This window comes from Aeromicrobium sp. (assembly GCF_037719875.1).
Lineage (GTDB): Bacteria > Actinomycetota > Actinomycetes > Propionibacteriales > Nocardioidaceae > Aeromicrobium.
This window is the reverse complement of the sequence record NZ_JBBJMJ010000021.1, coordinates 1-21760: the sequence shown is the minus strand read 5'-3', so window position 1 is coordinate 21760 and position 21760 is coordinate 1. Positions and strand designations below refer to the sequence as shown.

At 66.5% G+C, this 21760-nt stretch carries 21 protein-coding genes; 6 read left to right on the top strand and 15 right to left on the bottom strand.

The window, feature by feature from the left end; all coding sequences use genetic code 11:
* Positions 1–105 precede the first annotated feature (105 nt).
* The 3 genes from WKF39_RS15065 (at position 106) to WKF39_RS15055 (ending at position 2728) form a co-directional block, all read left to right on the top strand.
* Positions 106–885: a glycerophosphodiester phosphodiesterase gene (locus WKF39_RS15065; protein WP_340389868.1), complete on the top strand. Its 780-nt coding sequence runs from the start codon at positions 106–108 to the stop codon at positions 883–885.
* Positions 882–2246 carry an MFS transporter gene (locus WKF39_RS15060; RefSeq protein ID WP_340389866.1) on the top strand — a complete coding sequence of 455 codons (1365 nt, stop codon included), beginning with the start codon at positions 882–884 and terminating at the stop codon, positions 2244–2246. Before WKF39_RS15065 ends, WKF39_RS15060 begins: the two co-directional genes overlap by 4 nt.
* An 89-nt stretch (positions 2247–2335) precedes the next feature.
* Positions 2336–2728, top strand: coding sequence for an RNA polymerase-binding protein RbpA (locus WKF39_RS15055; RefSeq protein ID WP_340389864.1), 393 nt, complete (start codon positions 2336–2338; stop codon positions 2726–2728).
* A 77-nt stretch (positions 2729–2805) separates the two neighbouring features.
* On the opposite strand, the gene WKF39_RS15050 is transcribed toward WKF39_RS15055, so the two are convergent.
* From WKF39_RS15050 to WKF39_RS15040, 3 genes are read right to left on the bottom strand one after another with little or no spacing between them, the layout of a single operon-like run.
* A complete protein-coding gene (locus WKF39_RS15050; protein WP_340389862.1) occupies positions 2806–3540 on the bottom strand; it encodes a polyprenol monophosphomannose synthase in 735 nt (244 codons plus the stop codon).
* A gap of 5 nt (positions 3541–3545) precedes the next feature.
* Positions 3546–5039, bottom strand: a complete 1494-nt coding sequence (lnt, locus tag WKF39_RS15045; RefSeq protein ID WP_340389860.1) for an apolipoprotein N-acyltransferase — start codon at positions 5037–5039, stop codon at positions 3546–3548.
* Entirely contained in the window at positions 5036–6115 is a 1080-nt protein-coding gene (locus tag WKF39_RS15040) for a Xaa-Pro peptidase family protein (protein WP_340389858.1), read from the bottom strand. Before WKF39_RS15040 ends, lnt begins: the two co-directional genes overlap by 4 nt.
* 127 nt (positions 6116–6242) lie before the next feature.
* On the opposite strand from WKF39_RS15040, the gene WKF39_RS15035 reads away from it, so the two are divergent.
* From WKF39_RS15035 to WKF39_RS15025, 3 genes are all read left to right on the top strand, one after another.
* The gene (locus WKF39_RS15035; RefSeq protein WP_340389856.1) at positions 6243–7784 is read left to right on the top strand and encodes a M20/M25/M40 family metallo-hydrolase; all 1542 of its coding nucleotides are present in this window, start codon (positions 6243–6245) and stop codon (positions 7782–7784) included.
* Between the two features lie 117 nt (positions 7785–7901).
* A complete protein-coding gene (locus tag WKF39_RS15030; protein WP_340389854.1) occupies positions 7902–8312 on the top strand; it encodes a PLD nuclease N-terminal domain-containing protein in 411 nt (136 codons plus the stop codon).
* 9 nt (positions 8313–8321) lie between these two features.
* The gene (locus tag WKF39_RS15025; RefSeq protein WP_340389852.1) at positions 8322–9224 is read left to right on the top strand and encodes a 5'-3' exonuclease; all 903 of its coding nucleotides are present in this window, start codon (positions 8322–8324) and stop codon (positions 9222–9224) included.
* Positions 9225–9227: 3 nt separating this feature from the next.
* Here the strand turns inward: WKF39_RS15025 and WKF39_RS15020 are convergent, their stop codons facing one another.
* From WKF39_RS15020 to WKF39_RS14965, 12 genes are all read right to left on the bottom strand, one after another.
* Positions 9228–11954 (bottom strand): DEAD/DEAH box helicase, encoded by a 2727-nt coding sequence (locus WKF39_RS15020; RefSeq protein ID WP_340389850.1) that lies wholly within the window; start codon positions 11952–11954, stop codon positions 9228–9230.
* Between the two features lie 10 nt (positions 11955–11964).
* On the bottom strand, positions 11965–12870 hold the full coding sequence (locus WKF39_RS15015) for a diacylglycerol kinase (RefSeq protein WP_340389848.1): 906 nt from the start codon (positions 12868–12870) through the stop codon (positions 11965–11967).
* A 39-nt stretch (positions 12871–12909) separates the two neighbouring features.
* The gene (gene tatC / locus WKF39_RS15010; protein ID WP_340389846.1) at positions 12910–13728 is read right to left on the bottom strand and encodes a twin-arginine translocase subunit TatC; all 819 of its coding nucleotides are present in this window, start codon (positions 13726–13728) and stop codon (positions 12910–12912) included.
* Positions 13729–13731: 3 nt separating this feature from the next.
* Positions 13732–13971, bottom strand: a complete 240-nt coding sequence (tatA, locus tag WKF39_RS15005; protein ID WP_340389844.1) for a twin-arginine translocase TatA/TatE family subunit — start codon at positions 13969–13971, stop codon at positions 13732–13734.
* A gap of 21 nt (positions 13972–13992) precedes the next feature.
* Positions 13993–14949: a WYL domain-containing protein gene (locus WKF39_RS15000; protein WP_340389842.1), complete on the bottom strand. Its 957-nt coding sequence runs from the start codon at positions 14947–14949 to the stop codon at positions 13993–13995.
* Positions 14946–15917 (bottom strand): WYL domain-containing protein, encoded by a 972-nt coding sequence (locus WKF39_RS14995; protein WP_340389840.1) that lies wholly within the window; start codon positions 15915–15917, stop codon positions 14946–14948. The genes WKF39_RS15000 and WKF39_RS14995 overlap by 4 nt, the downstream gene beginning before the upstream one ends.
* Positions 15918–15929: 12 nt before the next feature.
* A complete protein-coding gene (locus tag WKF39_RS14990) occupies positions 15930–16874 on the bottom strand; it encodes an FKBP-type peptidyl-prolyl cis-trans isomerase (RefSeq protein WP_340389838.1) in 945 nt (314 codons plus the stop codon).
* Between the two features lie 43 nt (positions 16875–16917).
* A complete protein-coding gene (gene pafA / locus WKF39_RS14985) occupies positions 16918–18279 on the bottom strand; it encodes a Pup--protein ligase (protein ID WP_340389836.1) in 1362 nt (453 codons plus the stop codon).
* Positions 18280–18479: 200 nt separating this feature from the next.
* Positions 18480–19175: a proteasome subunit alpha gene (gene prcA / locus WKF39_RS14980; protein ID WP_340389834.1), complete on the bottom strand. Its 696-nt coding sequence runs from the start codon at positions 19173–19175 to the stop codon at positions 18480–18482.
* A gap of 13 nt (positions 19176–19188) precedes the next feature.
* A complete protein-coding gene (prcB, locus tag WKF39_RS14975; RefSeq protein WP_340389923.1) occupies positions 19189–20004 on the bottom strand; it encodes a proteasome subunit beta in 816 nt (271 codons plus the stop codon).
* Positions 20004–20198 (bottom strand): ubiquitin-like protein Pup, encoded by a 195-nt coding sequence (locus tag WKF39_RS14970; RefSeq protein WP_340389832.1) that lies wholly within the window; start codon positions 20196–20198, stop codon positions 20004–20006. The genes prcB and WKF39_RS14970 overlap by 1 nt, the downstream gene beginning before the upstream one ends.
* 9 nt (positions 20199–20207) lie before the next feature.
* Entirely contained in the window at positions 20208–21554 is a 1347-nt protein-coding gene (locus WKF39_RS14965) for an HNH endonuclease (protein WP_340389830.1), read from the bottom strand.
* Positions 21555–21760: the final 206 nt, after the last annotated feature.

Genomic DNA, 21760 nt, shown 5'->3' with positions numbered 1-21760 from the left:
GGTTCCGGCCCGGTCATCCTCGGCGGATCCTGCCGTCAGGATTGAATCGTCCCGCGCACTGTGAGGTGTGTCGGGTGCCCACGGATGAGCCCGCGAGGGCATAGCGTGATCGATGTGCCCGGATATCTCGACACTCCCCCCTTGGCGTTCGCCCACCGCGGCGGCTCCGGGACTGCGGGCAACGTCGGCATCGAGAACTCGATGGTCGCGTTCGCACATGCGTACGACCTCGGTTATCGCTATTTCGAGACCGATGTGCGTGCCTCATCAGACGGCGTCGTCTATGCGATCCACGACGAGGCACTCGACCGGCTGAGCGGAGCCTCGGACACCGTGATGTCCCTGACCTCTGAGTCGATCGACCTGCAGCGGCTCGACCAGCGTGAGCCGTTTGCCCGCCTCGAGGCGCTCTACGAGGCGTTCCCCGACGCGCGGCTCAACATCGACGTCAAGTCCGACGACGTCGTCGAGCACACCTGCGCGCTCGTTGAGGCCAGCGGCGCGATCGAGCGGACCTGCCTCGCATCGTTCTCCCACACGCGACTGGCCGAGGTCCGACGCCGACTGCCGGCGGTGGCCACCTCGGCCTCGGCCCGCGAGGTGGCCATGGTCAAGCTCCTGCCGCTCAGGTTGTTGCGGGCTCTCGGACACCCCGCCTTCGTGTGCCTGCAGGTGCCCGTCAACCGGGGCCCGATCCGGGTCGTGACCCCACGCTTCATCCGCCGCGCCCACAGCCTCGGCCTGCAGGTCCACGTGTGGACCATCGACGACGCAGCCGAGATGCGCCGGCTCCTCGATCTCGGCGTCGACGGCATCATCACGGACCGCACCGATGTCCTGAAGGACGTGCTCGTTGCCCGCGGCTCCTGGGAGGGACCGGCATGAACCGCCCAGCCAAGGTCAAGGCCAATCCCGAGCAGCGGTCGTGGTTCTTCTACGACTGGGCCAACTCGGCATACATCACGACGATCGGCACAGTGCTCTACGCGCCCTATCTGACGAGCGTCGCCGAGCGAGCGGCCTGCGGCTTCGTCGGCGATGACGACCGCAAGTGCGTCGAGAACCTCTCGGTGCTCGGCCTGTCGGTCTCGGCCGGCTCGTTGGTGTTCTACGTCGTGACCCTGGCGACGGTCATCTCCGCATTCGTCCTGCCGATCGTCGGGGCGATCGCCGATCGGGTCGAGTCCAAGAAGACCTTGATGGCACGGCTGGCCTGGTGCGGCGCCGGGGTCGCTGCGCTGATGTTCTTCGTCACCGGCACCAACTGGCAGCTTGGCGCAGGGCTTCTGGTCGTGGCGAATCTGTTCTACGCGTCATCGATCGTGGTCTACGACGCGATCCTGATCGAGGTGGCCGAGCCAGACGAGCGTGACCGGATCTCCTCCCGCGGCTGGGCGCTGGGCTATCTCGGCGGTGGCCTGCTGCTCGCGGTCAACCTCGCACTCGTGACGATCCTGCCCTTCGGACTGTCCACCGAGATGGCGGTGCGGGTCAGCCTGTTGTCTGCAGCTATCTGGTGGGCCTACTTCACCCTGATCCCCTATCGCGGCATCAAGGACCGCCCACCCCGTGGTGTCGTCCCGGCCGAAGGCGCGACGCTAATGCAGCGCAGCTTCGGCCAGCTCTTCCGAACCCTTCGGGAGATGCGCAACTATCCGCAGACGCTGCTGTTCCTCATCGCGTATCTGTTCTACAACGACGGCATACAGACTGTGATCTACTCGGCGTCGGTCTATGGGGACAAAGAGCTGGGCTTCGAGACCAGCACCCTCATCGCGACGATCCTGATCGTGCAGTTCGTCGGCGTCGTCGGAGCCCTTGTCTTCGGTCGGGTGGCAGCACGGATCGGCAGCCACCGCACGATCCTCTACGGGCTGGGCGTGTGGATCCTGGTGGTGTGCTTCGGATACTTCCTGCCCGCGGAGCAGATCGCACCGTTCTTGGTGCTGGCGGTCGCGATCGGCCTGGTTCTCGGCGGTACGCAGGCCCTCTCCCGGGCGTTTTTCTCCCAGCTCATCCCCCGGGGACGGGAGGCGGAGTACTTCAGCCTCTATCAGGCCTGCGAGCGCGGCACGAGCTGGATGGGAACCTTGGTGTTCGGTGTCGTCCACCAGGTGACCGACTCCTACCGGCCGGCGATCCTCGCACTGATCATCTTCTTCGTCGTGGGCGGCGGACTGCTGTGGAAGCTCGATGCCCGGCAGGGCATCATCGAGGCGGGGAATGAGGCCCCGGCGATCGTGTGAGGTCGCTCGCGAATAGCAATGTGCGTTCAGGGGAATCTCATGTGCGTCATTTACGTTGTCACAGGTAGGTAATACGAGAGGGGACGCACATGGCTGAACGTGCATTGCGAGGTGCTCGGCTCGGAACACAGAGCTTCGAGGACGAGCGCGGCGTGGAAATGGCTCCCCGTCAGCAGGTCGAGTATGTATGCCCGGACGGGCACACGTTCTCGGTGACGATGGCGGACGAGGCCGAGATCCCGTTCGAATGGGAAGACCCCAAGACCGGGCAGACCGGTCAGCTGGCCGACGGCGTCAAGCCCGAGGGCAAGGCAGAGAAGCCGATCCGTACGCACTGGGACATGCTCCTGGAGCGCAGGTCGGTCGACGAGCTCGAGGAGATCCTCACCGAGCGGCTCGAGCTGCTCCGTGGTGGAGAGATCGGTCCGCCGCACCTCCACCGGCCCGCCAAGAAGAGCGCGGCCAAGAAGAAAAGCGCCTGAGGCTCACGCAGCCCAGTCACGATGGAAGGACCCCGGCTTCGGCCGGGGTCTTTTTGTTGTGCTCCGCTGCCCGGTGATCAGCCCGAATGACCCGACGACCGGCGCGGCATGAACCGGGCCGCGCCCCAAACGGTGACCCTCCACAGTGCCTCACGGACGATCGCACCGCTCATCTTGGACTCGCCGCGTTCGCGCTCCACGAACGTGATGGGCACCTCGACGACCGACATGCCCGCGTCGAGGACCCGCCGTGCCATGTCGATCTGGAAGCAGTAACCCTGCGAGGCGACCTCGTCCAGCGGCAGCCGCTCGAGGGTTGCGCGGCGGAACGCGCGGAATCCCCCGGTCGCGTCCTTGATCGGGATGCCCAGCATCAACCTGGCGTAGAGCGTGCCGCCACGTGAGATGAGCCGGCGGTGCCACGGCCAGTTGACCACCCCGCCGCCATGGATCCACCGCGAACCGAGAACCAGATCTGCGCCGGCAGCGCTGGCCTCGAGGATCCTGCCGAGGTCTTCGGGACGATGAGAGCCGTCAGCGTCCATCTCGATGAGTACGTCATAGCCGCGCTCGATGCCCCAGGCGAAGCCGGCCCGGTAGGCCGAGCCGAGCCCCTGCTTGCTGGGGCGATGCAGCACGTGGACCCGCGGATCTGCCTCGGCGAGCTTGTCCGCGATGTCGCCGGTCCCGTCGGGTGAGCCGTCGTCGGCGATTAGGGCGTCGACGTCCGGCTGGTGCAGGTGCAGCTGCTCGAGGATCCAGGCGACGTTGTCGGCTTCGTTGTAGGTCGGAATGATGACCAGTTCCCGCATGCGGTTCAGCTGTCCTTTTGTCGAGTGCCGAACCACCATGCTCCCAGACCCAGGGTCAGCAGGACGTACTCCAGGGGTCCTCCGAGGACGAAGGCCGGGGTCTTGCCCGAGGCCAGCGTGACCTCCGCGTTGAGGGTGGCCGGCTCGTGCAGTGGTGCCCGCTCAACGCTGCGCCCGGTCGGGTCCACGACGCCCGTGATGCCATTCGTCGACGGGACGACGACCCAACGGCCCGTCTCGATCGCCCGGAGCCGGGAGATGTCCCACTGCTGCTCGGGTTGCGAGGTGCCGGTGAAGGCTGCGTTGCTGGTCTGCACGACGATCATCTGGGCCCCGTCGGCCACCGCGCGCCGGGCGACGTCGTCATATGCGATGTCGTAGCAGATCGTGTCGCCGATCACGGTGTTGCCGATCGTCATGGCCCCCGACTCGTCGCCTGGGAGCATGTCGCGGGGTATGTCCCGGCCGAGCCGGTCGATGAAGAAGCCGGCTTGCCTGCGGAAAGGCACGTACTCACCGAATGTCACGGGCTTGAGCTTGACGTAGCGCTCCCCCGGTCCGTCGGCGGTCCAGACGACACCCGCGTTGTATGCCGTCTCGATGGTGGGTCCGTCGAAGATGCCACCCACCAGGATGGGCGCGCCGAGGCGAGCCGAGAGTGCCTCGATGCGCGCCCGGACCGGCTCGTCGAAGGTCGGATCGGTGTCCGTCGCGTTCTCGGGCCACAGCACCATGTCCGGCCGCGGGACCTCGCCGGCCTCGATCCGCTCGGCGAGCTTGTCGGTCTCAGCCGCGTGAAGCTGGAAGATCTCACCGGGCGGCCAGGTCAGGAACACACCCGGGACATCGCCCTGGACGAGCGCCACCTGGCGGGTGCCGTCGGCGCTGGCGATGCCGGTCGGCAGCACCGCGCCCAGCCCGGCCAGCGCCAGGATCGCGGCGATCGCGATCCCGCGGGTACGCCATGCCGTCGAGGTGGCCGCGACGACCACCAGGCACGCTGCGCCGAACAGCACGGCGCTGGTCGCGGGCATCCCGATGAGGCGGGCATATGACGCGAACGGCGTGTCGATCGACGTGTGCGCGAGCCGGCCCCAGGGGAACCCCTGGAACGGGACCTGGCCGCGGACCCACTCACCAAGCACCCAGACCGCGGCACCCCACAGCGGCCACCACTGCAAACGGGCCGAGGCGCGAAGGGCGAGCATGATCGGGACGAACAGCAGGGTCTCGGCCAGTACGAGCCCGATGTAGGCCCCCGTGCTGACGGCGTTCATCCACCAGATCAGTGGGCCCATGAACGCCACGCCGAACAGCGCACCCGTGACCATCACGACCCGTTTGCGCGCCGACGTCAGCCCGCGCGCGAGCCAGATGAGTCCGGCGATCGCCGCGACCATGGCGAACGGCAGGCTGACCGGATCGAACCCCAGCGATGCGAGCAGGCCCAGACCGGCGGCCGCGGGCCAGGCGACCCGCCAGCTGATGCCCGACGTCACAGGACGACGAGCTCGCGAGGGGTGTTGTTGAGCACCTCGAGACCGTCTGCGGTACAGACCGCGATGTCCTCGATGCGGGCACCGAACCGACCTTCGAAATAGATCCCGGGCTCGATCGAGAAGGCCATGCCCTCCTCGAGGACCAGGTCGTTGCCCTCGACGATGTAGGGCTCCTCATGGGTCTCCTGGCCGATGCCGTGGCCCGTGCGGTGGATGAACAGGTCGCCGAAGCCTGCATCGGCGATGAGCGCGCGACCCACCGCGTCGATGGACTCTGCGGTGACGCCGGGGCCCGCATGCTCCCGCTGGGCAGTCTGCGCCGCCTCCAGGACCGCGTACGCCTCGGCATACTCGGTCGGGACCGTGCCGCCCGCGAGGTAGTTGCGGGTCGAGTCGGAGCAGTAGCCGCTCGGGATCGTGCCGCCGATGTCGACGACGACCGGGTCACCCTCCTGGATGATCCGATCCGACAGCTCATGGTGAGGCGACGCGCCGTTGGGACCTGATCCGACAATCACGAAGTCGACGGTGTCGTGCCCCTCGTCGATGATCGCTCGCGCGATGTCCGCGCCGACCTCCCGCTCGGTGCGCCCCGGCCGCAGCCACTCCGCCATGCGGGAGTGCACCCGGTCGATCGCCGATCCCGCCTCGCGCAGGGCATCGATCTCATCGGGTTGCTTGCGGATCCGTAGCTGTTGGACGAGCTCACCCCCGAGCACCTGCCGAGCGTGCGGGAACGCGTCGCGAAAGGCGAACACGCGGGATGCCCACATGTGGTCGTCGACGCCGATCGTTGCGGCGTCGGCCACGAGCGAGGCCACCAGTGCATACGGGTCATCGAGCTCGTCCCACGCCTCGACGCGGACGTCGACACCCGACGCGATGGCGGCAGGCTTTTCCAACGTCGGGACGACGAGCGTCGGGTCGCCGCTTGCGGGAAGGACCAGGCACGTCAACCGCTCCAGCGGGAGCGCGACGTAGCCGGTCAGATAGCGAAGATCTGCTCCCGGGGTCACGAGCAGAGCATCGATGCCCTGCGAAGCGGCCAGTTCCTGTGCCTTGCGCCATCTGCTCACGGAACGACGATACCTGCGGTGGCCTGTGCTGACCGAGCGCGCGTGCGGAGCGCCAGCGAATGACAGACCAGCGCGGGTCGCCTAGTGTGATGAAAATCATCCAAAAGAATCTGATCGGGGGATCAACATGCGCAAAACCCTTGCATCGATCGCCGCCGTGGTCGTCACAACTGGCCTCGTCGTCGCATCACCGGCTGTCGCAAAGAAGCCGGCACCCAAGCCCGTCGACACCTCCGGCCTCACCAAGGCCGTCACCGTCAACGGAATCCTGCAGCACGCACGCCAGCTCCAGACCATCTCTGATCGCAACGGCGGCAACCGTGCATCGGGCCTGCCCGGTCACACCGAGTCGGCCGACTATGTCGCGTCCAAGCTGCGCTCAGCGGGCTACGAGGTCACGCGGCAGAAGTTCACCTTCGCCTTCAGTCGTGAGCTTGAGCCCGCGACCCTGACCCAGCTGACGCCGACACAGCGTGAGATCGAGACGGCGACCATGGACTATTCCGGGTCGGGCGACGTCACCGGGACTGTCGTGCCCACCAACGACATCATGATCCCACCGTCCGCCGAGCCCAGCAGCACCTCGGGTTGCGAGGCGTCGGACTTCCCGGCAGCGCCGGCCGGTCCCGCGATCGCACTCGTGCAACGCGGCACCTGCACCTTCGAGGCCAAGGCCAACAATGCCGTTGCCGCCGGGTATGACGCCGTCATCTTGATGAACGAGGGCCAGCCAGGGCGTGACGAGCTGTTGACCGGCACGCTCGGCAACCCCGCGAGCGTCCCGGTCGTCGGCGTCTCCTATGCCGACGGTGCGTCGCTTGCCACAGGCAGCGTCACGGCACGGGTCACGACCAAGACCGAGAACGACCTCAACCGTGAGACCGAGAACGTCATCGCGGACCTGCCGTCCACCGGCAAGAAGGTGCCGAACGCCGATCAGGTCGTCGTCGTTGGTGGCCACCTCGACAGTGTTGCTGCCGGACCTGGCATCAACGACAACGGCTCGGGTTCGGCCACGATCCTGGAGACCGCGGAGGAGATGTCAGAGCTCAAGCTGACCAAGAGCCTCCAGAGGCCGGTCCGCTTCGCGTTCTGGGGAGCCGAGGAGTCTGGGCTCCTGGGCGCTGAGCACTATGTGGCGGCCTTGTCCGATGCCGACCGCAACAAGATCTACGCCAACCTCAACTTCGACATGTTGGGTTCGCCCAACTACGCGCGCTTCGTCTATGACGGAGACGGATCCGAAGATGGCAACGACGGTCCCGCCGGGTCCGCCGAGATCGAGCAGGTGTTCGTGAACTATTTCGACAGCAAGAACCTCGCCACCGAGCCCACGGCGTTCGACGGTCGGTCCGACTACGGACCGTTCATCGATGCCGGCATCCCGGCTGGCGGACTGTTCAGCGGTGCTGAGGGCGTCAAGACACCTGAGCAGGTCGTCAAGTTCGGTGGTACGGCTGGTGCTCCGTTCGACGCGTGCTATCACCAGGCCTGCGACGACATCCGTAACCTCAGCACCAAGGCCCTGGACGAGCTCGGCGACGCCGCCGCGCACGCCACGGCGGTGCTGACGCTGTCGAAGGCTGGCCTGTTCGGTGACCAGCGCAAGGCGACCAGCCACCAGGCCGCCAAGAAGAAGATCTCGAAGGGCCCGGCGCTCACGCGCTGACCCGTACGATGTCGGCGCCACCACCGTCCCGGTGGTGGCGCCGATCTGTGCGTTTGCCCACCGGCGCTCAACCGGCGATGCCATGATGTGGCGACGTCAACCGGAGGGTGAGATGCGATGCTGCTGCTGGATGGAGTGCTGGGGCTGATCGTCCTTGGCCTGTGGATCTTCTGCCTGCTCGACGTCATCTCGACCGACGAACATGCCTGCCGCAACCTCGGCAAGATCGCCTGGGTGCTCATCGTGCTGTTCTTCCCGCTCATCGGGTCGATCGCCTGGCTCGTCGTGGGACGGCCGCAGGAGTCATCGACGTCCTCGATGCCCTACAAGGGCAACCACGGGCACCCCGCATTTCCCGAGTACGACCGTCCCGGGCGCAGCGTCGCGGCCAACCCCGACGACGACGAGGCATTTCTGCGCGGTGTGCGGGAACGTGCCGAGGAGCAGCGTCGTGCATACCGGGCCAAGCAGCGCGAGCTCGGCGACAACAGGCCGCGTGAGCTCGGCGAGGGGGACAGCACCCTCTAGGCTCGGGTCATGGCACACGGCCGACTGCTTCTCCTCGACAGCGCGAGTCTGTACTTCCGAGCCTTCTTCGGTATCCCCGACTCGCTCAAGGCGCCCGATGGCACCGTCGTCAATGCACTGCGCGGCATCCTGGACTTCACCTCGACGCTGGCGACGCAGTATGAGCCGGAGGCGATCGTGGCCTGCTGGGACGATGACTGGCGACCGCAGTGGCGGGTCGACCTGATCCCCTCCTACAAGACGCAGCGGCTCGACACCGAGGGAGCCGAAGCCGACACGACGGGCGGTCTCCTGGGTCCCCAGGTCCCGCTCATTGCTGAGGCGTTCGGGCTGCTGGGCATACCCGTCGTCGGTGCGGAGGGCGCGGAGGCGGACGACATCATCGGCACGTTCGCCACGACGTGGGACGGACCGGTCGACATCGTGACGGGCGATCGCGACCTCTTCCAGCTCGCTGATGACGCTCGCGGGGTCCGCATCCTCTATGTCGCTCGCGGCGTCTCCAACCACGACGTCGTCGACAATGCCTGGATGCGGGCGAAGTACGCCATCGACGCGGCGAGCTATGTCGACTTCGCGGTGATGCGCGGCGACGCATCCGACGGGCTCCCCGGGGTCGCCGGGATCGGCGACAAGACCGCCGCGGTTCTGCTCGCGGAGTTCGGTGACCTCGACGGCATCCTGCGTGCTGCCGAGGACCCGTCTTCGTCGATCAAGCCACGGGTGCGCCAGTCCCTGCTCGACTCAGGTGACTACATCGCCGCCGCCCGCACGGTCGTCGCGGTCAAGCGGGACGCGTGCGACGTCGAGGTGCACACCGGGCCCGTCCAGGAGGATGCCTTCCGTGCGTTCGGAGACACCTGGGGCCTGGGCGGCGCGACCGACCGAATCCTCAAGGCCCTCGCGACCTGACAATCAGCTGGTGATGCTCGTGTATGCCACGACGCCTCGGCGCAGCTGGTCGAGCGCCTCGCGTGCTGTGTCACGCAGCGGTCCGGGGCCGGCCGAGTCGGCGACCTGGGCCACGACGTCGATGAGCTGCTTCATGGCCCGGACGAAGTCGCCGGCCGCGAGCTCCATCTGACCGAGGACGTCGTCGAGCGAGGCGCCGAGGCTCCACTGCCAGACGGCCTGCGCGAAGCCGAAGTCTGGCTGGTGCAGGAACTTGACCCGGTGCTCACGCTCGAGCCGCTGGAGGTCCGTGCACAGGCTGGTCATCGTGTCGGCGACGTGGTGCACCTGCTTGGTCGGGTAGCGCGGTGCCGGCGCATCGTCGGCGTTGCGCGACTCGAACGTCAGACCGCTCACCACCGCGGCGAGCTCGGCGGCATCGAGACCGTCCCACACTCCCCCTCGCAGACATTCGCTGACGAGCAGATCGAGCTCGCTGTAGAGACGCTGGAGCTTCTTGCCGTCCGCGGTGACCTCGTCGCCGTCGAGATAGCCGAGGACGTCGAGCACCTCGCACACCCGGTCGAACTGCCTGGCCACGGTGTTGGTCCGCGACTCGATGCGTCCGCGCTGGTTGCCGGTGTCTCGTTCGAGCTTGAGGTAGCGCTCCGCCCATCGCGCATGCGATTCGCGATCGGGGCAGCTGTGGCACGGGTGGTCGCGGAGCTTCTCCCGCAGCGCCGCCACACGGGGGTCCTCCCGTGACACATTGTCGCGATAGGGCTTGTCCTGCCGCCACGCCACCCCGTCAGCGCGACTGCGCAGCTGTGAGGCGAGGTCCCGCCGGGACTGCGGATTGCGTGCGTTGAACGACTTGGGGATGCGCATCGTGGTGAGCGGCGATATCGGGGAGTTGAAGTCGACCATCGCGAGGCGCCGGGCATGCCGGTTGGCGGTGAGCACCATGGGGCGCGGACCCTCGTTGTCGGTCACTCGCCCGGGGTCGAGCACCACCGCGATGCCGGACCACCGGCCGACCGGCACGTTGATGACGTCACCGGGCTTGAGGCGTACGAGCGACTCGGCGATGCCCTCACGGTCGGCGGCCCGACGCTGTTTGGATCCTGACGCCTCGATGTCACTGAGCTCGCGACGCAGCGCGGCGTACTCCATGAAGTCGCCCTTGTCGCACTGCGCCGACTCGCGATATCCGTCGAGAGCCTCATCGGCCTTGTGGATCTGGCGGGCGAGCCCGACGACGGCGTGATCGGCCTGGAACTGGGCGAACGACTGCTCGAGCAGCTCTCGGGCGATCGGGCGGCCGACCTGCCCCACGAGGTTGACCGCCATGTTGTAGGACGGCTGGAATGACGAGTTGAGCGGATAGGTCCGCGTGCTGGCGAGACCAGCAACCTGCTTGGGGTCGAGACCGGGCTGCCACAGCACGACGCCGTGACCCTCGATGTCGATGCCGCGGCGGCCTGCGCGGCCGGTGAGCTGGGTGTACTCCCCCGGGGTGATGTTGGCGTGCGTCTCGCCATTCCACTTGGAGAGCTTCTCGATCACGACCGAGCGGGCGGGCATGTTGATGCCGAGCGCCAGCGTCTCGGTCGCGAAGATGATCTTGACGAAGCCCTCGCTGAACAAGACCTCGACACATTCCTTGAACGTCGGAAGCATGCCGGCGTGGTGTGATGCGATGCCGCGCACCAGGGCGTCACGGAACTCGTAGAAGCCCAGGACGTGCAGGTCGTCATCGGGCAGGTGCGAGCAGGTCGCGTCGACGACGGCGCCGATCTCGGCCTGCTCATCTGGGGTCGTCAGGGTGATGCGTGCGTCGAGGCACTGCTTGACCGCGGCGGCGCATCCCGCCCGGCTGAAGACGAAACAGATCGCCGGCAGCAGACCCTCTGCGTCGAGCCGTTCGACCAGCTCGACCCGGCTGGCGGTGCGGTGCCGGCTGCGGGGGCGCTTGCCGCCCTTGCCGGGCCGGCCCTTGTGCATACGCGTGAACTGCCAGTCATCCCGCGCGATCCGGGTCAGGGCCTGGTTGACCTCGACGCCTTCGCCATCGGCGCTGGCCGCGAACAGCGGGAACATCTTGCGACCCACGAGGACGTGCTGGTGAAGCGGCACGGGTCGCCGCTCCTCGACGATCGTGACGGTGTCCCCGCGGACCTCCGTGAGCCAGTCACCGAACTCCTCGGCGTTGGAGACCGTGGCCGACAGCGAGATGACCGACACCGACTCCGGGAGGTGGATGATGACCTCCTCCCACACGGCGCCACGCATGCGGTCGGCAAGGTAGTGGACCTCATCCATCACCACGAAGCCCAGCGTGGCCAGGGTGCGCGAGCCCGCGTAGAGCATGTTGCGCAGCACCTCGGTCGTCATCACGACGATGGGTGCCTCGCCATTGACGGTGTTGTCGCCGGTGAGCAGGCCGACCTTCTCGGGGCCGTAGCGGTCGACCAGGTCGTGGAACTTCTGGTTGGACAACGCCTTGATCGGGGTCGTGTAGAAGCACTTGCGACCGGTCTCGAGGGCGAGGTGCACAGCGAACTCGCCGACCAGGGTCTTGCCGGAACCGGTGGGCGCGGCGACGAGCACTCCATGACCGTCCTCGACCACCCGGCAGGCCTCGACCTGGAAACTGTCGAGCTCGAAGTCGTAGTGACCACGGAACGCAGCGAGGTGGGGATAGGCCCGGTTGGCGCGGGAATGGGCGTACTTCTCGGCCGGGGAGGTCATGCCGTCAAGACTACGCGCGACGCGATGGATCTCCCGGCTGAGCCGCGAGTGGAGCGAAGACCCGCAGCGCGCCGGGCTGGATCCTCGTCGTCATCGGCAACGCACCAAGTCGTTCGCCATCCCCATAGGCCACGATGCCTGGGGAGGACAGCGTCACCTCGCGGACGCGATGGCGCTCGAACTCCGGCATCGTGATGTGCGTTCCCTTGTAGAGCTTGGGGAAGACGCGGACGAGCTTGGCCTTGCTGACCGGGTTGATGACCACGACATCTAGCAGCCCATCGTCCATCGAGGCGCCCTCGCATATGCGGATGCCGCCGCCGAAGGATGGCCCGTTGCCGACGGCGACGAGCATCGCCTCCCGCTCGATCGTCGTCCCGTCGAGCGTCAGGGTGAACTCCAACGGCTCGAACTTGCGAAGCTCGGCGAGGATCGCGATGTTGTAGCGCATGTTGCCGCGTGGCCAGGTCATGTCGTTGGCGCGCTCGTTGACCTTGGAGTCGAACCCCGATGCGATCACGGTCGCGACGTAGGCCTCGTCGGTGCGGGCCAGGTCGACCGTGCGCACGTGCCCGGCGACGATCAGATCCACGGCCGCATCGGTGTCCTTGACCGGAATGCCCAGGGATCGGGCCGTGTCGTTGCCGGTGCCGGCAGGGATGAGGCCGAAGGCCAGATCGGAGTCGGCTACGTGGTCGAGCACTCCGTGGAGCGCACCGTCACCCCCGACGACGAGCACGCCGTCGAGTCCCGTTTCGATGGCTTGCTTGAGCTGGTCCCGGGCCGACGGGGCATCTTCGCCCTGGATCCTCGTGGTGACGTGCCCTGCCCGGCCGAGTCGCTCGGCGGCCTGCGCGGCCACGGCAACCCCGCGCCGCTTGCCGGAGGTGGGGTTGACCACGAGCGCGTAGTGCATGCCAGCAGCCTAGGACATCGAATGCGCTTGGCCGGCCGCTCAGTCGTCGAGCGAGGACACCTCGTCGTCGGCGAGCTCGGCGGTGACGCGCTTGCCCTTGCGGCGATCCGTGAGCTTGGCGATGAGCTCGGCGAACAGGTATAGCACCGTCATGGGGGTGGCGAGGAACAGCATCGTGAGCGGGTCTGTCGTCGGCGTGGCGATTGCCGCGAAGATGAAGATGCCGATCAGCGTCCACGGTCTGGCCCTGGCCAGCTGGGCCGCGCTGACCGCCCCGATGCGGTTGAGCAACACCACCACGAGTGGGATCTCGGCTGCGACGCCGAACACCAGCATCATCCGGATGATGAAGTTGAAGTACTCCGCTCCGGTCACGAGGTTGCCGAATCCGTCCGGGACGAACCCGATCAGGACGTCCATCGCCTTGGGCATGATGACGTATGCCAGCGCGGCACCCGCGAGGAACAACGGAGCCCCGGTGGCGGTCAGCAGCAGGGCCCACCGCTTCTCGTTGCGGTGCATCGCCGGGAGGATGAATCCCCACATCTGCCACAGCCATACCGGGCTGGCGATCAGGATGCCGACGACCAGCGAGATCTTGATCTGAAAGTTGAAGGCTCCACCGATCCCGGTGATGACGATGTCGGAGTCGATGCCGCGCTCGTTGAGGAGCGGCTCGATGTCGTTGTAAGGCTGGGTGAGGAAGTCCAAGATGGGCTCATAGCAGATCCAGGCGATGATCGTCCCGATGAGGATCGCCAAGACCCCACGGACCAACCGACTGCGAAGCTCACGCAGATGTTCGATGAGCGGCATCGTGCCGCCCGGCGTGGGGGGCTTGCCGCGCCGAAGCGCCAATCGTCAGCCCTGTTCGGGCTTCTTGTCCTGCTCCGATGCCTTGACGGTCTCGAGCGAGGCAGGCTTGGCGTTGGCGTCGGCGTCGGTCTCGTCGTCGTCGTGCATGGCCTTGACCTCGGTCTTGAAGATGCGCAAGGCCTTGCCCGAGCCGCGGGCGAGCTCAGGGAGCTTCCTGCCGCCGAACAACAGCAGCACGATGCCGAGGACGATCAGGACCTCAGTGGGGCCGATTCCGTTGAACATGACAACTCCTTGGAAGACGATTCACTGCTCATCGTACGCGCGAAGTGCAACAGCAGCCTGACTGGACACGTCTGCAGCAAGACCGGCAGGTTGCACGACGGTGACAGATCCGGCATTTCGGAGCACGAGGCGCCGCAGCCAGGCCCAGTCGGCGCCATAGAGCTTGGCTCGCCAGATGCCTTCCTCGCTCTGCTCGAGCAGGTCGACCTGGTAGTACTCGGTGAGCCAGTGGGCCCGGGGATGCAGGTCGACCAGCGCATACGGGGTCGCCTCCCCCACCGTGAAGATGCCATCGGACATGTCGCGCACCTTGACGTCATGGTCCTCGGCGTCGATCGCCGTGAGCTGGGCGTCGATGACCCGGTCGAGGCGAAAGAATCGCAGGTCCTCGGCCTTGAGGCACCACGCCTCGAGATAGAGCTTGCCCTGTTCGGTGAAAAGTCGGCGCGGGTCGATCGACCGGTCGGACTGCTCGTCACGAGCCACGGTCGCATAGGTCAGCTCGAGGCGTTTCCCGTTGGCGAGGGCGTGCACGATCGTCGAGTGGATCGTGGGGTCGACCTGGTCGAGCACCACGTCGACCGGAGCAGCTGCGGCGTCACCGACGGCACTCTCGAGCTTGGCCAGGGCGCTGTCGATCACGGTCAGCTCCGAGCCGCTGGCGGACGCGCGCAGGGTGCGCAGCGCCACGATCAGCGCGACACCCTCTCGGGTGCTGATGCGAAAGGGTCGAGTCATGAACTCCGCGTCGTGGATGTGCACGACGCCGTCCTGCTCGAGCGCGGTCAGGTCGAAGTCGATCAGCTCGCCGGCGTACTCCCCCGTCCCGGTGTACATCAGCAGGCGGAGGTCGTCGCGGATGGTCTTGGAGGTCACGCCGAACTCGGCGGCGACCTCGTTGACCGGGACACCCTCGTTGGCCTGCAGATATGGCACCAAGGCGAGCATCCGGACGACCTGCTGCCGGGACCGACTCACGCTGTCACCTCGAGAGTGCCCCGGGCGGCCGCACGAAGGCGCTCGATGACCGCATCGCGCACGTGAGGCGGCGAGATCACGACGACATCTGGCCCGTAGGAGGCAACCTCGGAGGCGAGCTCCCAGTGCGACGAATAGCGGATCTCGACCTCGTCGAGATCGTCATCGAGCGGGGTGACCTTTTCGGCGAGTCGGCGCAGCGACTGCCCCCGCCCGGTCCTGATGTGCAGGACGGCAGCCACGTCGGACTCCGGCGGAAACAAGGATCGGGCGATGTGGGTCATGTCGGTGCCCTCGGGGACCTCGTACGATCCAGGGTCCCCCATCGTCTCGACCTCACCGATGACGCGTGACAACCGGAAGATGCGCGCTTCTCCCCGATCGAGATCGAATCCCCCGACATACCAGCGGTCGCGCCACGAGATGATCCCCCACGGCTGGAGGTGGCGTTCCATCGGCTCGCCACCGGGGCGGGCGTAGACGAAGGAGATCGGGATGCGCCGGGTCGCGGCCTCCCACATGCTGTCGAACGACGGCTCGTTGGTGGACAGCTTGGGTTCGGCCATGCGGAGCACGCTGGTGTCGACATCGACCCCGATGGCCTTGAGCTTGACCAGAGCCGTCGTGGAGTCGTTGGCCAGACCGGCATGCTCCCAGACCTGGGTCGCAAGCCCGATCACGGCGGCCTCTTCGCGGGTCAGCTCGAGATCGGGGAGCTCGGCCTCGTCGCGACGGATCCGATAGCCGGGCTCGTCGTTGAAATACTTGTCGTTCTGCCCCATCTCGACGGTGATGCCGAGTTCACGCAGCTCTTCCTTGTCGCGCTCGAACTTGCGATCGAACGCCTGGGGCGTCGAGTCGCGATAGTCGGCGATCGACTCGCGGATCTGGTCCTTCGTGAGGTACTGGCGACTGACCAGCAAGGCGAAGATGAGGTTCATCAACCTCTCGGTCTTGCGTTCGGCCATGACAGGAGGATGTCAGGAAGCGTCGAGCAAGTCGATTGCGAAGATCAGCGTGTCGTCTTTCTTGATCTTGCCGCCCTCGGGCGGGGTCTTGCCGTATGCCTTGTCGCCGGGGCACACGAGCACGATCCGGCTGCCGAGCTTCTGCCCGACGAGCTGCTCGTCCCAGCACTTGATGAGCTGTCCGGCACCGACCTGGAAGGACCGGGCCGAGCTCGTCCACGACTCGTCGAAGACAGCGCCGTCGGGGTAGACCTGACCGACATACTGGGCGGTCAGCGTCTGACCTTGCTGAATCTCCTCGCCGCTGCCGTGGATCACGACATTGGCACTCTGCTTGGTGATTTTCTTGGCGGTCTTGCTGGTCTTGCTGAAGCCGGAGGGGTGCTTGTCGGCGTCGAAGACGATCTTGGGAACGTCGCCCGGGAGCTTCTTGGCACTCCCGCTGACCTCGGTCGGGACCTTGGAGACGATGTCGAACAGGAACACCATGGTGTCGTTCTTCTTGATGTCGAGCTGGGACTGCGCCTTGCCGAAGCCGTCCTTGGGCGGGATTGCGACCAGGAGGCGGCTGCCGATGTTCTTGCCCTCGAGGCCCTTGACGAAGCCGGGCAGGATTGCCTTCTCGTCCAGGGTCAGGGTCAGTGGCTTGTCACTCTTGAACGAGCTGTCGAACTGCTTGCCGGTGCGGCCGTTGACCGCGACGTAGTTGACCTTGACGGCGTCGCCGCTGGCGAGCGCGTCGCCGCCACCCTCCTTGAGGACCTTGGTCGTGGTCTTGGAGGCCTTGAAACCCTTGTCAACCGTGACCTTGGGGCTCTTGGCCGAGCTGACCTTGACGTCGTCCAGACCTCCTCCGCCGGAGTCGCTGCCGCCGCATCCTGCGAGAACGAGGCTGGTGGCAGCAACAGTTGCCAGGAGAATTCGACGCACGAGAACGACCTTCAGGGTGGGGATCACAGATCGTCGATCATCCTAACGACAGCGGCCAAGGCCGCTGTCGTCACATCCCGTCGATGAGGCGCTGCACTCGCTCGTCGTGGGATCTGAACGGGTCCTTGCACAACACGGTGCGTTGCGCCTGGTCGTTGAGCTTGAGGTGGACCCAGTCGACCGTGAAGTCCCGGCGGCGCTCCTGGGCACGCTTGATGAAGTCGCCGCGGAGTCGGGCGCGTGTCGTTTGGGGCGGTATGGACTTGGCGGCGAACACGTCGAGGTCGTTGGTGACCCGCGCGACGGCGCCCCGATTTTCCAGGAGATAGAAGATGCCGCGGTCGCGCCGGATGTCGTGATAGGCCAGATCCAGCTGCGCGATGCGCGGATCCCCCCAGCTGAGCCCGTTGACGTCGCGATAGCGGTCGAGCAGCTTGTACTTGATGACCCAGTCGATCTCGCGCTCGACGAGCGACAGGTCCTCGGACTCGACGGCCTTGAGCGTCCGCTCCCACAGGTCCAGCGCGCGATTGATCGTCGGCGTGTGCAGCCCGTGCTTGTCGACGAACTCGGCGGCCTTGCCGAAGTATTCGGCCTGGATCTCCAGCGCCGACAGCTCACGGCCGTTGGCGAGCTGCACCTTGCGGCGGCCGGTCATGTCGTGGGCGATCTCTCGGATGGCGCGGATCGGGTTGTCGAGCGTCATGTCGCGCATCGAGACGCCGCCCTCGATCATGCGCAGGACGAGGTCGGTCGTCGCGACCTTGAGCAGGGTCGTCGTCTCGCTCATGTTGGAGTCACCGACGATGACGTGCAGGCGACGGAAACGCTCCGCGTCGGCGTGGGGCTCATCGCGGGTGTTGATGATGGGGCGCGAGCGCGTCGTGGCGCTCGAGACACCCTCCCAGATGTGCTCAGCGCGCTGGCTGACCGAAAAGATCGTGCCGCGCGGCGTCTGCTGGATCTTGCCGGCTCCGCAGATGATCTGCCGGGACACCAGGAAGGGGATTAGGACATCGGCGAGGCGGCTGAACTCGCCCTGGCGGCTGACGAGGTAGTTCTCGTGACATCCGTATGAGTTGCCGGCCGAGTCGGTGTTGTTCTTGAACAGGTAGATGTCGCCCTCGACGCCGTCGTCGGACAGCCGCTTCTGGGCGTCGATCATGAGGCCTTCGAGGATGCGCTCCCCTGCCCTGTCGTGGGTGACCAGGTCGACCAGGTCGTCGCACTCCGGAGTCGCATACTCAGGGTGGCTGCCGACATCGAGATAGAGGCGGGCGCCGTTGCGAAGGAACACGTTGCTGCTGCGTCCCCATGACACGACCCGGCGGAACAGGTAGCGCGCAACCTCATCCGGTGACAGCCGCCGCTGGCCCTTGAACGAGCACGTGACGCCGTATTCGTTCTCGATGCCGAAGATCCGCCGGTCCATGCCGTCAGCCTAGTCTCGCGGGTGCAACCGCGCGGGATGACGCGCAAACGTCGCCGTGTCGTGGGATCAGCACTGACGCCCAGGCAGAACTGCTGATCAGCAGCGAGCACCCAGCCGAGGTCAATGAGCTGGCAGGGGGGTGGCTGACATCAAGGTGATGACACCTACGAGCCCAGTGACACCTACGAGCCCAGTGACACCTACGAACCCAGTGCCGCCGCCACGTCGGCAGAGCTCAGCCGGCGGAACTTGCGCGGTTGGGATCGTGACCGGGTCAAGACGGCGATCTCAAGGGCCGAGGCCTCGACCGTGCGGGCCGGGGTGATGTCCTGGCCGAGAGCCGTGACGGCGATGCTGATGGCCGCAGACAGCTGCAGCCCCTCGGTGAAGTGCTCGCCGAGATAGGTCTCGACCAGCTCACTTTGGCCGCCCATGACGCCATAGCCCTGGACATCGGCGACCGAGCCGTCATACATCAGGCGATAGACCTGATCCTGTGAGGCGTCGTCACCGAGCTCGCCGACGAAGATCTCGACCTCGTAGGGCTTCTCGCCACCCGAGGAGAAGATCGTGCCGAGCGTCTGCGCGTAGGCATTGGCCAACCCGCGGGCCGTGACGTCACGGCGGTCGTAGGAGTAGCCCCGCAGATCGGCGAGGCGTACGCCGGCTATGCGCAGGTTCTCGAACTCGTTGTATCGGCCCACCGCGGCGAAGCCGATGCGGTCATAGATCTCGCTGATCTTGTGGAGGGCACGGGACGGGTTCTCGGCGACGAACACGATGCCGTCGACATACTGCACCACCGCGACACTGCGGCCGCGCGTGATGCCCTTGCGGGCAAAGTCGGCCCGGTCCTTCATCAGCTGCTCGGGCGAGACGTAGAAGGGCTGTGTCATCGGGTCGGTCCTCTCACGTCAGGGGGGCCGAGGGGCCATCGGGGCGACCCATGCGGGCGGAGATGATCTGATCGGCGATCACGGCTGTCTCGTCCTCGGAATACGCTCGATAGCCGTCGGCCGTGATGGCGCCGACCATCGGGAAGATCCGGCGGGCGAGATCGGGCCCACCGGTCGCGGTGTCGTCGTCCGCGGCGTCATAGAGCGCCTGGATCGATGCTGTCACTGCCTCGGTCTCGGTCAGCCCCGGTCGATAGAGCTTCTTGAGCGAACCTCGGGCGAATGTCGAGCCCGAGCCGACCGAGTGGAATGCCCGCTCCTCGTTGCGGTTGCCCGTGACGTCGAAGGCGAAGATGCGCCCGACCTCGGCATCGAGGTCGTATGCGGCGAACAGTGGGACGACGGCGAGACCTTGCATCGCCATGCCGAGGTTGTTGCGGATCAGGGCGGCGAGCCGGTTGGCCTTGCCGTCGGTCGACAGCACCGTGCCCTCGATCTTCTCGTAGTGCTCGAGCTCGACCTGGAACAGCCGAGTCATCTCCACCGCGAGGCCTGCGGTGCCGGCGATGCCGACGCAGGAGAACTCATCGGTCGGGAAGACCTTCTGTATGTCCCGCTGGGCGATGACGTTGCCCATCGTGGCCCGCCGGTCGCCTGCCATGACGACGCCGCCGTCGAATGTCGCAGCCACGATCGTCGTGCCATGCGTGACGCCCGTCAGGCTGCTCCCTTCGGTTGCGCGTGCCGTTGGCAACAGCTCGGGGGCTCGGACGGCGAGGTAGTCGGCGAAGGATGAGGTTCCGGACAGTCGAGTGCCGTCAGGAAGCATCACTGCCCGCCCTTCTGCACGAAGCTGCGGACGAATTCCTCGGCGTTCTCCTCGAGCACGTCGTCGATCTCGTCGAGGATCGAGTCGACGTCGTCATCGAGCTTTTCCTTGCGCTCGGCGTCGACCTCGGTGGTCTCGACCTGAGCCTCGGGCTCGCTCGACTTGCGGGTGCTCTTGTGCTGCTGCTCGGACATACCCCAACCCTATCCCGGTCCGGGCAGACCTGGCGGTGACTTTGGACCGCAGGCAGCTGGAGTGAGGCGCCCCAGGCCTATTGGCGGAGGTGGCCGGGGCTGTCGCGCGGCAGGAGCGGCGGAGGGTTGGAGCGGTAGCTGTGGCCGGTCGGGGTGGTCCAGGTGACGGCCTTGCCGTCGGGCACAACCGTCCAACCAGGCAGGTGCTTGATCGTGTGGGAGCGGGTGCAGAGTCCCTGACCGTTGCCGATCGTGGTGGGACCGCCCACGGCGTAGGCGTGGACATGATCGTTGTGGCGGATCAGCGAGTCTTCCATCGCCGCTACGCGACTTTTGTGCGATGGCTCCATTACCTGGTTGGCGGCAGCGACGGTCGCGGGTGCGGATGTGTGCTCTCGCCAACGGGTCGAAGAGGCGCCTGCGAGGATCGCGAGCGATGAGGGTGCCGTCGACCGGGTCGACCAGGAGCCGGCGGATCGAGGTGCTGGGGGCGAGGGCAATGAGGTCGTCGGCGATGTCGGGACTGATGGGTCCGTAGCCGACGAGGTCGACCGGTTCGCCGTCCTGTGCGAGCAAGGTAGGGGCGTCCATGACGAGCTGCACCTCCACGCCGAGGTCGTCAGCGTGGGCGACGCCGGTGACGCGCTCGACCAAGGTCTGACACATGAGCTGACCTGTCGTGCGGACATTACCGGTCGAGCGCAGGCCGCGGGCCCACCCGTCCAGGGCATTGAACGTCGCGACGATCTGCTCGGCTGGTCCCCTCACCTGAAGGATCGCGGCGCCGTCGGTGTCCGGGAACATTGACACCCGCTGGTCGGCGCGACTGCGTTCGGCGCGCCCGAGGGCGGCGTCCGAATCCAGGCGGATCACCGCCCGGGCTGCGGCATGGCCGGCCTTGATCGTGGTCAAGCCAGGCAGGACCGGTGCGATCTCGGCATCGAAGATCTCCATGTCATCGAAGTGGAGGCAGACCGACTGATTGACGACGGCCCGGGCCACGGACTCGGGTATGTGCCCGGTCTGCAGCAGTCCCCGCACTCGGGGCAGCCGGTCCATGCCCAGCGCGAGCCCCAGCTGGGTGCCGGCCGCGGTGGGTCCGATGTTGCGGGCCATCCCGACCTCGCCGATCACCGACAACGACGGATCGCCTCGACCGATCCCCATCGCCGCGGACCGCTCCCGGTGCAGCTCGGCGATCTGGATCAGCTGCTCGGCCTGTGCCGCCCGGATAGCCCGATCGAGCGCTGTGATCGCATCGATGCGGTTGGCGCCGGCCTCGTGCACAGGATCGGACCCGAAGTCGTGAGCACGGACCTCCCTGAGAAGATCCTTGGCGGCGACTTCGGTGAACATACCTCCAATCTAGAGGTCGCCACTGACACTGCCTTTGGCCTGCGATCCCGGCCGCAATTGACATGAGCCCCCGCAGCGAATGGCGACTCAGCGGCCGGTGATGGCGGCGAAGAGCTCGCTCGCAGTGGTGCTCGTGTCGAACAGTCGGCCGACGTGCTCGGCGGTCCCGCGCAGGGGCTCCATCGTCGGAATGCGCTGCAGCGAGT